11 protein-coding genes are annotated in these 15,339 nt (G+C 41.4%); 9 read left to right on the top strand and 2 right to left on the bottom strand.

Features of this window, described 5'->3' with window-relative positions; translation table 11 throughout:
* The first annotated feature begins 32 nt into the window (after positions 1–32).
* From ACO1PK_RS01605 to ACO1PK_RS01565, 9 genes are all read left to right on the top strand, one after another.
* Positions 33–986, top strand: coding sequence for a hypothetical protein (locus tag ACO1PK_RS01605; RefSeq protein ID WP_423186943.1), 954 nt, complete (start codon positions 33–35; stop codon positions 984–986).
* An 11-nt stretch (positions 987–997) separates the two neighbouring features.
* On the top strand, positions 998–4,288 hold the full coding sequence (locus tag ACO1PK_RS01600; RefSeq protein WP_423186942.1) for an ATP-binding protein: 3,291 nt from the start codon (positions 998–1,000) through the stop codon (positions 4,286–4,288).
* Positions 4,278–4,880: an HNH/ENDO VII family nuclease gene (locus tag ACO1PK_RS01595; protein ID WP_423186941.1), complete on the top strand. Its 603-nt coding sequence runs from the start codon at positions 4,278–4,280 to the stop codon at positions 4,878–4,880. The genes ACO1PK_RS01600 and ACO1PK_RS01595 overlap by 11 nt, the downstream gene beginning before the upstream one ends.
* On the top strand, positions 4,873–5,277 hold the full coding sequence (locus ACO1PK_RS01590; protein ID WP_423186940.1) for an SMI1/KNR4 family protein: 405 nt from the start codon (positions 4,873–4,875) through the stop codon (positions 5,275–5,277). Before ACO1PK_RS01595 ends, ACO1PK_RS01590 begins: the two co-directional genes overlap by 8 nt.
* 512 nt (positions 5,278–5,789) lie before the next feature.
* Positions 5,790–6,473, top strand: coding sequence for a tyrosine-type recombinase/integrase (locus ACO1PK_RS01585; RefSeq protein ID WP_423186939.1), 684 nt, complete (start codon positions 5,790–5,792; stop codon positions 6,471–6,473).
* 66 nt (positions 6,474–6,539) lie between these two features.
* A protein-coding gene (locus tag ACO1PK_RS01580; protein WP_423186938.1) for an IS3 family transposase occupies positions 6,540–7,651 on the top strand; the annotation gives its coding sequence in 2 pieces (ribosomal slippage) (positions 6,540–6,801 and positions 6,801–7,651; 1,113 coding nt in all).
* A 19-nt stretch (positions 7,652–7,670) separates the two neighbouring features.
* The gene (locus ACO1PK_RS01575; RefSeq protein ID WP_423186937.1) at positions 7,671–8,138 is read left to right on the top strand and encodes a tyrosine-type recombinase/integrase; all 468 of its coding nucleotides are present in this window, start codon (positions 7,671–7,673) and stop codon (positions 8,136–8,138) included.
* Between the two features lie 38 nt (positions 8,139–8,176).
* Positions 8,177–8,377: a helix-turn-helix transcriptional regulator gene (locus tag ACO1PK_RS01570; protein ID WP_423186936.1), complete on the top strand. Its 201-nt coding sequence runs from the start codon at positions 8,177–8,179 to the stop codon at positions 8,375–8,377.
* 711 nt (positions 8,378–9,088) lie between these two features.
* Positions 9,089–9,946 carry a hypothetical protein gene (locus ACO1PK_RS01565; RefSeq protein WP_423186935.1) on the top strand — a complete coding sequence of 286 codons (858 nt, stop codon included), beginning with the start codon at positions 9,089–9,091 and terminating at the stop codon, positions 9,944–9,946.
* A gap of 700 nt (positions 9,947–10,646) precedes the next feature.
* Here the strand turns inward: ACO1PK_RS01565 and ACO1PK_RS01560 are convergent.
* Complete coding sequence (locus tag ACO1PK_RS01560) at positions 10,647–13,901, bottom strand: DEAD/DEAH box helicase (RefSeq protein WP_423186934.1); 3,255 nt, start codon at positions 13,899–13,901, stop codon at positions 10,647–10,649.
* Positions 13,894–14,820 (bottom strand): hypothetical protein, encoded by a 927-nt coding sequence (locus ACO1PK_RS01555; protein ID WP_423186933.1) that lies wholly within the window; start codon positions 14,818–14,820, stop codon positions 13,894–13,896. The genes ACO1PK_RS01560 and ACO1PK_RS01555 overlap by 8 nt, the downstream gene beginning before the upstream one ends.
* Positions 14,821–15,339: the final 519 nt, after the last annotated feature.

Below are 15,339 nucleotides of genomic sequence, written 5' to 3'. Positions count from 1 at the left end.
GAATATCAGTGGGTTTTTAGAGGCCAAATACCATGACAGCATCCACGGAACTTGTTGCGCCAAATCTAACAGCCGCAGAGTTTAAAGCGAAAATCATCGACTTTATAAAATGCAGGGATTTTAAAGCGGAGTTACTCCGCCAAATATTGTCTGCACTGCCAGATGACAAACTTGCGCTTTTCGAAGAATACCGAGTCAATAGTACCACGGATCCAATTAGTGAAGACCGTTATAAGTGGGAACGTGAGGGCGGAGCCTATTTCGCCTTGCAACTCCATATGGCAGAACAAAATTTCTGTTTAAAACGATTAGAACACCTTATTCAGGTGAAAAGTCATTTAACGGAACGAGGTATCGCAGGTTTTTCCCGCCCTGTTTGCAGTTCTACAACAAGTCACGAAGAAGCAAAAGCCACACAGGAAAACACAATGAGCACTGATTTTTCATCGGTTGATTTAACAGGTTTTACTCCATCCCGCTCACTAAGCAACAGCATGAACAGTGGTGACCTATCTTCTGTTCGGATTTCACTATTTATGGAAATGAATGATAAGCGCCTATCCACTAAAGATATAACCCAAGCCATCGCCTGGGGACTATCTAAGTATCCAAGCCTTTTTGTTGCTTACGAAGAAAACGCATATTCCCAGCAGATAGAACAAGACAAGGTGAAGTGGGATAGTCACTACTATCACACACAAGAGCTATATGCGACTTCCAACTTCTCATTGGAACGTATTCGCCATATGGTTGCTGTACGTGAGCATGTGTTTAAGATTGCACAAGGTGCACCTCGGTCGACAACATTACCAAAAACACAACCACAAAGTACGAAGAAACAAGCTGCGCCATATCAACAACATCAATCAACAGGAAACACTCAGCGCCCTGAGCCTCAACCTGAGCACAACATACTGAAATCGTTACTTTTGATTGGTGGGGTTGTGGGGGCTATTGCCTTAGTCATGCTGGCTGTTATTGTTTAGTGGGAGCTACTATGCATCTATCTACGACTGAAATGGAACTTCTTGCTTCCGAAACCGGATTGCTTCCCGCACAACAACAGGCGTTAACAACACTATCGACTGCGCATGCATTGGTTAACAAAAGCTACCTTGCTGAACTCAAGCACTACGATGTATTGCCAGTGGAAAACCAACAAGGCGTGCCACTTAACCGTGGTGGCGATGTGCGCATTTTCCGTGTGGAACGTTTGGTGCAGGAAAACAAGCAATCCGTATTAGAAAGCACCACCGCAGCTTACACTGCATTAGGCGCTGCCGGATATACAGTGTTCCTTTTTCTAAAATCTGACGGAAAAGAGACACGGCTCTACATCGGTACGCGAGGTGAGCCTGGGAAGATGCTGGGCCAAAACTCGGGAGACTTATTGCAAGAAACTTTCAAAGGGCATTTCCCTGGCAGCAAGCTTTCTCCGCTTAAGGGAACCGATGTTGACGCATTGTTGGACGAACTCAGTGCGGATAACCCTTATAAAACAGTCACCGCGGTTAGCAGCGTACCTGGACTTTCTACAGAAGACCAGACCCACTTTATGCAAGGGCTAGAGCGTTTTATCGATGCTGCAGAAAGCCGCACTTATGAGGGACTGATTCTCGCTGAGCCCGTTTCAATGCAAGCATTGAATACTGTTCGCACGGGCTATGAGCAGGTGGCGACGCAGCTTTCCGCTCTGTCAAATCGCCAATACAGCTATGGCATTCAGGACAGCGATGCTATCAACCTCAGCATAAGTGAAGGACTGAGCCACTCTTTGGGAGAAAGCCTCGGACTGACGGAAACAACGGGTACTAGTGAAAGCACCACTAAATCTACTTCCCACACTCATAGCACTAGTCTAAGTAAATCCTCTCCAAACAAAAAGGATAAAATAATTGGAATGGGAGCGATGGCGCTAGGCTCTGCTGTGGGCTTTCTCGCTGGGCCTTTAGGGGGGATGGTTGGTGGACAAATTGGTGGCCAAGTTGCGAGCATGTTCCAAACAACAAACTCTGTCGGCACTTCAGATTCCAAATCAACAAGTGAAAGCAGCAGTTATTCAACTAACCAGTCGACGGCAACTAGTGCCACAACAACAGAAACAGACACACATAGCACTACCAACACCAAAGGCATCACCCAAACACAAGGCTCAACACAACAAGTGAGTTTTGAGACCGCGGACAAAGGCATTTTGAATATGCTGGAGAAGATCGACCACCATCTTAATCGTATCAACGAGGCAAAAAGCCACGGTGGCTGGCTCAGTACCGCTTACTTTGTCAGTGACAGCGCCGCCTCCAGTGAGGCTTTATCTAGCATTTTCTTAGGTCTGACCCGCGGGACTCAATCGTCCATGGAAGATTTTGCTCTGACAACATGGGCTGGCAAAAAAGCCAATGCGATTACCCAATGGTTGGGACAGCTCATGCACCCACGACTTGAGCCGAGTTTTGTCGGAACTACTTCCATCCCCTACCTCACTCCTGCAACCTTGGTATCGAGCAAGGAAATTGCGCTGCAGTTAAGTCTTCCTCGCCGTTCTACGTCTACCGTCGTGGTGCAAGAAACTGCCGCATTTGGTCGGAAAGTACAAACACTGAACGCAGATATAACCGATACCAGCTCGCGAACCATATCGCTGGGCCAAGTGCGCCACTTGTGGAGCGACTTGCCACAAACTGTTGAGTTAGACCTTGACCAACTGACAAGCCACACTCTGATCACTGGCTCAACAGGTTCAGGCAAAAGCAATACGGTTTACGTGCTACTGGATCAAGCAATACAGCAAGACATTCCATTCTTGGTCATTGAGGCTGCAAAGGGCGAGTACAAGCACGTCTTTGGAAATCACCCAGATGTGCGTGTTTTGGGCACAAACGACCGATTTACAGAACTACTGATAATCAATCCGTTTTCTTTCCCTGAACAAACCCATGTCCTTGAGCATGTAGATCGCTTGATTGAAGTGTTTAACGTCTGCTGGCCAATGTATGCTGCAATGCCTGCCATTCTTAAAGATGCTGTATTGAGAAGTTATGAGGCCTGTGGATGGGATTTGCGTGACTCGACGTCAACACTCAGTTCTCCGTTGTTCCCGACCTTTGCTGACTTGCTTATGCAGCTAGAGACCGTCATCGCCCAATCGGCATACTCTGACGAAATGAAAAGCAACTATACAGGTGCATTAGTCACGCGTGTTCGGTCAATGGTTAACGGACTGAACGGCCAAATCTTTGCTGCTGATGAAATCAGTAATGCCGACCTGTTCGACCGAAACGTCATCATCGATTTAAGCCGAGTCGGGTCGCAGGAAACCAAGTCGCTTTTAATGGGGCTATTGATCATTAGACTTGGTGAATACCGTGCTGAACAAATGCTCATGAATCAGCCTCTCAAACACATTACTGTGTTGGAAGAAGCCCACAATATCTTGCGAGCAAACCCATCAACAGGGGGTGCAGAAGGCGGCAGCGTTGCTGAGAAATCTGTAGAGATGCTATCGAATGCCATCGCAGAAATGCGAACGCATGGCGAAGGCTTTATCATCGCGGATCAATCACCGTCAGCGGTACATATTTCTGCCATTCGCAATACCAATACGAAAATCTTGATGCGTTTGCCAGATGAAGCAGACCGCTTGTTGGCAGGTAAATCTGCAGCACTTTCAATCGAGCAAATAGATGAACTTGCTCGTCTACCCAAGGGAGTAGCCGTTGTTTATCAGAATGAATGGTTAGAAGCAATTTTGTGTAAGGTTAAATATTATTCATATGAACGGCGATTATACCACTATGCTCCTGATAGCGTTGCCAAATGGAACGAGGCTGAATTCCGAAATCGTCTGCTGTGTTGGTTGTTGGCACCTCGTTGCAATCAAGACGCTAGAATATGGCATAAATGGCTTTCTGAAACATTAATTAAATGCAATTTACCTGCGACATTAAAAATATACATATCAGATATTCTAAAAGCAGGTGATGGTAAGCAACGTTTACCGATTCATGACGATAGTCAATTCATGAACTTATCAAAACTAGTTGCTTGCATATTAGGTGGAGCAGATATAATTGACAAAATAATATCGGAGGTTTGCGATATTAGAGGTTTAGATTCTAGTTTGTGTTTGCTTATAGATAAGTTAATGGATAAAACGTCCGATTCCATAAGAATTTCTGTTACCCAGTGTTTACTTAAGAGTCTTACATGTAGAGGAGAGGACTATATCCGTTTATATGCTGAATGGACAGATTATATAACAAAGGAGTATTCGTTTAATGGATATTAAGACAGTTAAAGATATTGCTTATGCAGATAAACCAGTTTTATTTGAGTCTTTTGGGCAAAAATCACTATCACCAGATTTTTTAAAAAGTCTTGATCAGCCAATAACTGACAAAATAAAAATTCGCGATACCTTAGAACCGTTAAATGATGAACAAAAGCAGGAATTGTCCGATATTGGTTATTCAGATTCAGTAATTGAAGCGATTGGCAGTAAAGAAGAAGCTGATATCTATAAAGGAGCAGAGTTAGAATGTGAGAAAGTTAATGGTAATGATGCCTTAATCCGCACAGATATAGATTTAGATCAAAAGGACGATTTTGGTAATACTAATCTTGAACGAATGGAAAAAGGTAAAGCTCCGTTGGATAAAGAGGGTAAACCTATTGAGCTTCATCATATTGGTCAAACTTCTGATGCTCCGCTTGCTGAGTTGACAAGATCTGAGCATATGGGTAATGGTAATGATTCGATATTGCATGATAAGGCTAAAGAATCAGAGATTGATCGTTCCGAATTTAAAAAAGAACGCGAAGAACACTGGAAAGCTCGGGCAGAAGAGATTAAACAAAAATTAGGTATAGAGAATGAATAGTCTATTTGAATTAGTCAAAATGAATAATGTTGATACTATGCCAGCCTCTGAAGAGCAAATAGCAAATGCAGAGTCTGCTCTTGGTATGACGTTTTCCAAGGAATATCGAAAATATTTAAAGAGCTTCGGTGTAATTTCTTATGGTGCGAATGAGTTTTACGGACTTGGAGTTAAAGATACGTCTCATTTGAATATCGTAAATGCTGTTAATGATTTTAGGCAGATTCGACGGTTTCCTTTAAGCTTGATACCAATTACAGAAATTGGTGACGGGCATTACTATATGTATGACAACGCATCAGAAACGGTAGTAGTTGTTTCTTTACCTGATATAGGCATCAAAAAAGTAGAATCGAATTTAGAAAAGTTCCTTTCGAAGGTCATTTTAGACCAATAAGTTAGTTTGCCGTTGATCCTGGCTTAGCTTAGTAGTAAATCAAATTTCGATGATGGATTTTTAACAAATTTTGAACGTCCGCTATATGGAGTTATGCGGACATTCTTATTGTTAAAACGGCGAAAAATTATTTCTGCTTTTCGCTCAAAGCAGTCAGAATTCTGGGATAAAGAGCCAGTAGACGCTTGAAAGCTATCAATAAGAAACTTCTAAATTGTGATACGTTCAGTTAGCCATTGGTCAGTTTGCTTAATCAAGGGCAGTGTGTGGCTGTCAAAATTTTTGATAAAAAATATTTTTTTATTTAAAAGTGAAATTAAGCACTGTTTGCTCAAAATTTAAACTGAATCGCTCGTTTATCACCTTTTTTTACTCATTTTCTTATTTTTACTCGTGTTGATTGCCTGTTTTATAGGCAGTTAAGCAGTGAGTTTGCATAATCACTTTTTAAGGATATGGGGTGCTTTGAGAAATAATTTCCTCGTGTTTAGCAGAAGACCGAGGAATGTGTTTTGGGTAAGTATCGAATTACTGATAAAGAACTAAAAAATTTAGTGCCGAAATCGACAGCATACAAGGTTAGGATTGACTCCAATTTTTACCTAGTTGTTTACCCATCGGGTAAAAAATCTTACCGCTTGCGCGCGTATAATAATTCTTCTGAAACAACGATAACACTAGGTTGCTATCCTGATCTTTCTTTAAAAGAAGCAACTGAGCGATATAAAGAATTACATAAACCGAGCACGATAGAGTCGTATTTTCAGAAAGTTGATTCAAAAACCTTTGAAGAATATGCAAAACTTTACATGTTAGAAAACCAGGTGAGTAGTAAATATTCAAAAACCAGGTTGGAGCGCTTTGAAAATCACATCTTTCCACATTTAGCTCATCTTAAGATGCACCAGATAACAAATAAACTTGTTAAAAAGATCGTAATGGATATTCAGGCAAGTGGGAAATTGGTGACAGGTCAACGCTGTTTGACATTGATAAAACAGGTTTTTGAGCACTGCAGCTCTGAAGATTGTGATGTTAATCTTAACTTTTCAGCCATCCGAAAATGTCTAATCAATCCAAAACCTAAAAATTTTACTGCCGCAACAAAAGTTTCTTCACTGAAAAAGGTATTGTCTGGTATCAAAGAGATGAATGTGTCAGAGATGATTAGGTTGAATATTTTACTTGGTAGGTAATCATCCCAGAAAATAACTGACGTCAAAAGTAGAATTTTCTCGTAACATAAACGCAGGAGATTCTGCATGAAAACATCAAAATTTAGCGACAGCCAAATCCTGGCAATCTTAAAGCAAGCCGAAGCCGGTGCACCCGTTCCAGAGCTTTGTCGTGAGCATGGTATGAGTTCGGCCACCTTTTACAAATGGCGCGCCAAATTCGGCGGCATGGATGCGTCCATGATGGCCAGATTGAAAGAGCTTGAAACCGAAAATGCACGGCTTAAAAAGATGTATGCCGAGGAGCGGCTCAAAGCCGAAATCCTTAAAGAGGCCATCGAAAAAAAGTGGTAAAGCCGTCGCGTCGACGGGAGTTGGCGCAAAAGGCGGTGCAAAACCATTCCATTACCATCAAGTTAGCGTGTGCCTTGTTTGGGCTTAGCGAAACCTGTTATCGCTATCAGGCCAAACTGAGTGACGAAAACGCTAAAATTGCTGATTGGCTGCTGCGTCTGACCGAAGCCCATCGCAGTTGGGGCTTTGGTATGTGTTTTTATTTTTTACGCAACGTGAAGCGTTTCAGCTGTAACCATAAGCGGGTGTTGAGGATTTATAGGGAGCTGGAGCTTAATCTACGAATAAAGCCTAAGAAGCGCTTAAAACGGGATAAACCTGATGCATTGGCCGTACCGGAATCGATGAACCAGTGTTGGTCTATGGACTTCATGCATGACCAGCTTGAGGATGGCCGCAGCTTCAGGCTGCTGAATATCATTGACGATTTTAACCGTGAAGGTCTGGCGATTGAGGTCGACTTTTCGCTGCCGGCAGAACGTGTTGTCCGCACACTCAATCAAGTCATTGAATGGCGTGGTAAGCCAAAGCAGATACGAAGCGACAATGGCCCGGAATATATCAGTGCATTATTGGCTGAATGGGCTGAAAAACATGAAGTTGAACTGATGTTTATTCAGCCTGGCAATCCACAGCAGAATGCTTATGTCGAGCGGTACAACCGCACCGTTCGCTACGAGTGGCTGAACCAATATTTATTCAACAGTATTGCCGAAGTGCAAGATCATGCGACAGAATGGCTTTGGTTTTACAATAATGAACGACCAAACAAAGCAATTGGTGGCATACCACCCAAATACAAACAGGCTTTAATGACGCAACCTTCTACTTTTAGTGTCAATTAAAAATGGGATGATTACCGGTATGCATTGGTTTTTGCGTCCTGGCGAAATTGCGTCTCTCAGGTGGTCAGACATTTCCTATGAAGACGCTTGCATTTATTTTAAACCGTCTAAAAATGGTAACGATAACGTTATCCCACTTAATAAAACCACCTTAGGCTATTTGCAACGTTTGCAAATGTTGTCAAATGATTCAGATTATCTATTTCCATCTCCAGTAAAAGCTGGCGAAGCGATTTGTTCTGAAAGTGCAACGACCGCATTGCGGCGTAATGGCATTCAGCAAACTATGCATGGTTTTCGTGCTACAGCCAGGACATTGATAGTTGAGAAGCTAAAATTTGATGCTAATTACGTTGAAAAACAACTTTCGCATAAAACCAGAAATCCGAATGGCACCGCATATGACCGCACGGAACATTTGGAAAAACGCGCAGAAATGATGGCTACTTGGTCAGATTTTTTAGCAAAACTGCAATCAGAAATCTAAACATTAATAATCAATTAATTACACTTTAAGGGGTGAAAATGACACAACAGATCGACCGTTTCATATCAATAAAAGACGTTTCAAGCAGAGTTGGAATGTGCAAGGCGCAAATTTATAAGTTAATCAGCAAAGGTGCTTTTCCTAAGCAGGTGTTGCTTGGCGCGCGTTGTGCGCGTTGGAGTGAACGAGAGGTGCAGTCATGGATGGAATCGCTAATGGCACAAAGTGCCGCTTCATAATCGCAAATGGCTGCGTTTGATTTGATAATATTAACTATCAAATCAAGCGCGAATTTATAAGTTCCTTTCACCTTATCGGTTCCACATTGCCCCTCCAATCTATCCAAGAATAAAAATAATACAACGTATCAAAAAAGCAGATTTTCGAATGAAAATTGCTAAATAGCGCTTACACAGTAAGCTAGCAAAACGCGTAATAACAAAGCCGCAATAGCGGTTTTGTTATGTAGCAGGCGCGCGCACGGCATGGCCCGTGCCACAGTGATTTTAGTTTTGCCCCTAGGCAAAATTGCGAGAAAAATCGATAGATTTTTAGATGCAACCAGTTGCCGTCGATAGACGGCAGAGTTTTTGTGGACGCGAAATAATGCGTCAGCATTCGCGGAACAGAAACGGCAAAAATCGCTGTGGTACGGGGCAACGCCACGTGCGCGCGCCTTACAGTCTGAATCGCTAGTGCTGCAAGCACGTAAAGCGCAACCGGCCTCAAGAGGCAGGTTTCGCGGGCGTTTCAGGCTGTTTAGCTGTGTGATGAAATCACTCAGCTAACATGCAAAGCATGCGAAGGTGCAATAGTCATTGCCATTTTGATTGCGAGACGTTTTACACAACATCTTGTGATGAAAATGTTCATGAAATAGCTGTGAAATTGAAAATTTCGCAGCCAGTTTTTCTAGTTAGTAGTGAAAACAACTTAACTGGAAAAATACTATGAGCATTACTGATTCGCATACCCTGCAATACCAAAACTATTTCAATATCGATATGCAATATCGGTATGGCACCAACAACAACCAAACAGGAAAAGCGCGGCGTAGGCTGACGATGACCATCGTCAGCCGATTTGGGCATACCAGCCCGACTATAATTCAGTGGCTCTATGGTATTTCTAGAGCGCAATCGTTGGCGCATTTAAACGGATTATGTCGGGAGGGGTTACTAGAGTATGCGTTAACGCATCGCTCGCCGGATGACCGGGTATACACCCTGACCAGGGCCGGAGCTCTATTTGCTGAACAACTGACTGCAATACCCATGCAATTCCGCTCAACAGAACATGTCGCGCAGCGACTAAACCTGTCTACGCTGTATCATGATCTGATCGTACAATTTCTAATACTACGAGGAATGTCTGCAGAGTATTTTAATAATGGAGATAGTTTTAATGCGTGGAACGCATTTATAACTGACAGCGAATTTCGGAAGATAGCCAGAAAACATGATATCAGAAGTGTAGATGGTGTTGTTCGCGAACATGATGGGACATTGTGCGCTGTAGAGATGGAGCATTCGTTTAAAACTCCAGAAAATAGAAAATCGATCTTGCTGAAATATGCCGAAGCTCTGTCCTCAGGTTATTACCAAAAGATCATGTTATTTTCGCAATCTCTAGACATACTCAAAGACGCTAAGCGCATCAATGATCAAGCCATTAGTTATCTGTTGGAAAACAATCGTCCTAAATCTCAACAGCAATGGCTAGACGAGGATGCAGCTAGTCAGTTGCGTGCTGCACTGGTTTATCGTACAAAATTCTGTCAGGAGCTAACAGAGCGTTTTTACAGATAGACGTAAACCATGCCGATGTGCTGGAAATAAAAAAGGCACCGCTCCACGGTGCCCGCTGTTCTCACAGCTCCTCTCAATCTCTCAGTGAGCCTATGCCGCGACTAAGCAAATCGTTTCCCGTTCTGAACGCTTTCGTCAGTGGGTTGGAATGTTCACGCTTCGAGCTCCCCAAAGCATTCGGCAATCATTCCGCGCAAGAGATCTTTGATGGATAATTTGGCCTTTGATACTAGGTAGGGCAGGGGCTGGCAATTTATTGCTATTTACAGCGAAGAATGTTCTTGTTGGTCGTTTAAAGTGCAAAAAGCTATCTAAATTACCGCATTTTAACTAGCTGTTTGCCCACTAGTCTAAGCAATCTAATGATGTGATGAAAAAGCACTTTGAGCGAAAAATAGACGGTCGGATACACTCGTCTTTGGACAAATCTGTGTCAGTAACTTTGCTAAATTCAGTTATACAAAAACCTATCAGCATAGTGTTTTTATTTGTAGTGTGCTTAGTTCTGGATAAATGTTACTGGTGGTGGGCGTCCCCTTAGGGATGCAGTGGCGAATTACTTTATAGAAGCTTTAAAACCACCTGCTCAATAATCATTGTAACGTGACATATAAATTTAAGAGCTTGGCTGTCTGTAAGTGCTTAATTGCCACTAGTCCAAAAAAATGAACTAATGGCTTATCTAATTTAGTTTAAGATGTTAAGTGCGCCCATTCGCAACCCAGCGCATATAAACTGTCCTAATGTAAAACTGTAAAGAGGAAAAGCTGGCTTCCTCATTAAGGTCGTACAATTGATCTCTTATATTGTCATAAACAATATGTGTGCTAACCCTAGATGCAGGATCCTCAACAATATTATGCAATACGAGTTTTGCCACCCTATCGAATCCAAGTCTTGTCATTTGACTTAAATACTTTAATTTATTGTTTTCAGGATTTTCTTCTGAATCGATCATTATGTGGTGATTGATGCGCGACAGTATACCCGCTGTATAGGCAATCTCAGGTACAACTCGAATAACAAATTCTCGTGCTTTTTTGCACTTACCTAATCTCCGTTCGGGTGTACCAATCGCCAGCTCAATCTCCTTGAGGTTTGCCCCCTCCATCCATAACACCAACACTCTAATAACGGTTGACTCAAAATAGCGGGATTGATCACCATTTGTTAAGTTTTTAAAGTCTCCTTTGAACGCTCGTTCTAATGCTTCCACCCGCACAAACTTTTCAAGTCGTTCATATGATTCTGCCATCCACGTCATTAACCAGGTTATGTGTTCGATTGGGGTATTTAAAATTGACCGAGATTTGATGAAATCTTGCTCTAACTGGCGAATCAAAATAGGCTCTATGCCTGATGCGGAAGCTAATTGCTCGTACCATCCAGGATTTTTTTCGCTCTTGTCTATATTTCTAATAGTCTTAAATGCCTGATTGGCAGTTGAAATTTTCTCGTCAATCCATCTCTCATTGTTATTCAATTGAGCTTTGTAAGCGCTAAGGGTTGAACGCATAAATCTCGAGCAATCCCCTTCGCCATCAACAGGTAATCGTTGAATAAAATATGTTACATCATCGTTGTCAAAAAAATCATCGGCTTGTAACTTATCTAAAACAAGTTGAAGAGGGTCTTCTAGCTTTAAGCACTGATCTTCATTTGAGAAAACTTCTTTAATCTCTCTCCAATATTTTGTAATAGAGTTTTGTTGAGCGTCGAAACTAACCACCCTACCAGGAATCACCAAAACTACACCTGTTGCATTTTTACCCGCTCTTCCAGCTCGCCCCGCAGCATTTAATAGTTCGTGAGCGTCTAATTCTTGCTGTCGGTTCTCCATTGGATCAAATCGAGTATTTCCAGCGATAATCACACATTCGGCTGGAAGATTTATCCCTTGGGCTAGAGTTGAAGTAGCTACAATTAAATCCATCCCACTATCTCTGCTGAATAGTGACTCGTGCAGATGTCGTTCTTCTCTTATTAATAGGCCATGGTGGGGTAGTGAGGCCGAGGTTGGTGCGTAATAGGAGTATTCTCCACCAAATTCTAAGTCGATTAGAGCTTTCAATTTGCTCTCATGGTCGCTTAAGAGTAATCTTTGTTGAAGCTTTGAATTGGCTTCATTTACTATAGAATCACATGACTTAGAGTCACCTGCAAAAATTAATGTTTTTAAGCCCGATTTTATGGCATTAACTGCAATTGAAGCCGCTACTTCGTTCCTGTTTGACGTCAAATGATTGTATTCATTCACTCCTAGAGCTACTTCATGGTTTGATAGCTTTGATAATTTGTAATCGACAGGGTTATTCGAGTGCCATGTTTGATTTAACGAAAAGAAACTATAAGGTATTGCTGTAATGTCCCTTTTTGCATTTGATGTTAGTTTCCCTCCAGGGGTTCGCTCTGCCATTGAAATGGACTGATTTAATATTTGGACTTGCTGTGAGTCATACACGATACAGCCTTTAGCTTGTCTAGTCGGTTTCCAATTAATGTTGAGAGCCAGTACTTCTCGGTTTATTAGTTGCCTCAACCAATTAGAAATTTCACCGTTATTTGCGATCATGGCAGACATAAGTAATACATCTACGTTTTTTGACAATTCGATCACTCTCAATAAACACAGCATAGCATCAATGCTTCTTCTATCCGCTACTTCAGATGACCTAGAGTGCATAAGGTGACATTCATCAAAAACAAAAAGCCCGACTGAATCAAAAGATTCAGGAGTAAAGCTCATTTTTACTAATAAGCTTTCAGGTGTCATAACTGATATATCAGGTAGCACTTCTACTTCTAGGTCTTCAATTTCAAATTCTTCAATACTTAGTTTTGTTGTAACCGAAGGAAATGCTTTTCTAAGGGATTTAGATACTTGGTCTACCAATGCCAGAGTTGGAACGATAAAAATTACAGGCTCGTTACGGGCTAAAGATGTCGCTATTTTCAGTTCTGAAAGCGTGGACTTTCCTCCTCCAGTGGGAAAGCTAACCACAGCAGAAACACCTTTATCTAAGTACCCTTTTTGAATCGCATCAAGATGGTTGGGCCATAGGTAAGGGCGATTAATTGATATACTGCTTAAGGTGTTACCCCACACACTATAATTGACGCCTCGAGGAAGCGGCGTATTAATTAAAGCAATCTCCCTGACGACGTTGCTTGCTATTGACAATAGGCTAGATAAATAATATTGGCCAACATAAGCTGCTTGATAACTAATTTCCGTATTCCTATTAAGTGTAGTAGTGTCATCATGCTGAGATAACTCCCGGACTTGAATAAATACAGATTTAGCCATTTCATAATGCATATCAAAATGTCTATCTTTACTGCACAAAGCTTTTAGGAGAATGTTAACGCCTTTATGAATGTGTGCCCAAAGAATATTTGAGGCTGCTTTGTCACTCGCTTCATTTTCTAGTGGATAAACTGGATGGTTAGTGTCAATGCAATTTAGATTTCCGGTTAGAAGAGATTCTAAAGCCAGTAATAATCTTATTTCAACTTCTTGGACGCCTTGAGTCTTTACCTTGCTTATCATTTCTGACGCATCAGATGTGTATCCTGATATGAAATATAATAATGCGGCAGAAATTTGCGGAAGAATGTAATTATCATTAAAACAATCGGAATTAAAGTCATTATAAATAGCGGAATTAATTTGGAATATTAAATGGTATGCAGATGCTGCGACAAATGCTGCTGATTTATGATTTTCCTTATTACTAAAAAGGAGGACATAGGCTTCATAGGTGGAAGCTATTCTTTTTGCATCATTTAATAAAGATATAAGTTCATCTGTATTTTTAACACCATCATAAAATGCAATTCTAGTTGAGATTACTTCTGCATACCCGTCAGTAAACGCTTTGGGTAAATTCTCTAGATCCAAGTTTCCAAAAATAGGAGCTTTTCTAATAAGTTCAACTGCACTTTTATCAAACATTATTATTAATCCTATAAGTATTTAATTTCTTTATTGTCTTTTCACTGAACTGTTGCATCCATGTCCTAAGGTTTGATATATGTACAAGCTCTGCTTTTCTAAAATCTACTGTACCGTTGGAAATTATTTTGTCATACCCCTTAAATAGTCTGGCTTTTCCTTCATCATTTAAATGACTCTTATCTGCCGTTATTGCAACTCGAAATTTTCTAGACTGTTCCCAAAAGATTGTTTCGATAGCTTCTTCAAGATCATGCACCGCATCTAGCTTCATACTAAGTAGAGTAGTGACTTCTTGTTGTAACTCACTTTCTCTTCGTCCAGCATTGAATTCTTTAAATTCAGGCCACACTTGTTCCCTAATCGTATCTCGAGGGTTGTCTGTAGCTTTATCCTCAAAAATTACTACATCTTTAACAAGACCGTCTTTCACAGTAATTTGTAGCCCATCAAACCCTTTGTGAGCAGGAACTAAATGTGGAGCTTTAATAATCGAACCTTCACACTTAACTGTATGAGCAGCTATCCACGAAAACATTTGGAATAACAGTCCATCACGGTGATATGGGGTATCGGAGCCATCTAACGTCAACTTTTGAATTGCGTCATTGATAACATTTTCTCTGTGCCTAGGGGGGCGTGCTGAAGCACTCGCCAGAATCTTCTCGACATGTAGTTGTTTTCCCATAAGTAAATTTGCGACCAAGTCGACCAAGAGATCCTCATTAGTAATCTGCCATACATGCCCTTGGCACAGCGTCCCTGAAGTAAATGAAGTTAGTGTGATAGGTTTATCATCGTGCACAGAAACGTTGTATTCATTACCACTGCCGATATAACGATGTACTCTGCCGCAACCAGAGCAAACTGAAATGCGAGGTAAACAACTACAGTTACCCACTTCACACTGAATCAACATAACTCCTCCACATTTACACTGCAATCTAACCTCCGAACGTTAATTCATAAGATAGTAACTTAATCTCTATCTTATATTATTGAAAAGGCATGTATAACTCAGCATGTTCTGCTCTAGATAAGTGGACGTTTTGGGTCACGACTACTTTAATGGGCTTACCAAGTGTAAAGTCTCACGATTATGAGCTTTGCCCAACTCAGCACATATTGAAGAATTAGGAACATGGGGTCAAATTGTTATGACTCGAAATGATCAGTGACTGGATGGCCCGCATCGCTCTCACTGTTTATCGGCCCTGCTTTTTATTACTATATGAAATCATTGGGCCAATCGAATTAATCCAAGCTATGTGGATGTGTAACGCATTGTTGGTAGTAGCCTCGAAATTTCCGAGCAAACAGATGTGTCAGTTCTCAGCAATAGCCGCTCACAGGGAAAAGCAGCGTTACGACCAACTCTAGAGCCAATGTCAGCAGTTGGCACAAACGCGATCTTCACTATGAGCGTGAAGTGGACATG

Source organism: Alishewanella sp. d11 (genome assembly GCF_049390205.1).
Lineage (GTDB): Bacteria > Pseudomonadota > Gammaproteobacteria > Enterobacterales > Alteromonadaceae > Alishewanella.
Note: the sequence above shows the minus strand (reverse complement) of the source record. Positions and strands in the feature narration are given on the sequence as shown.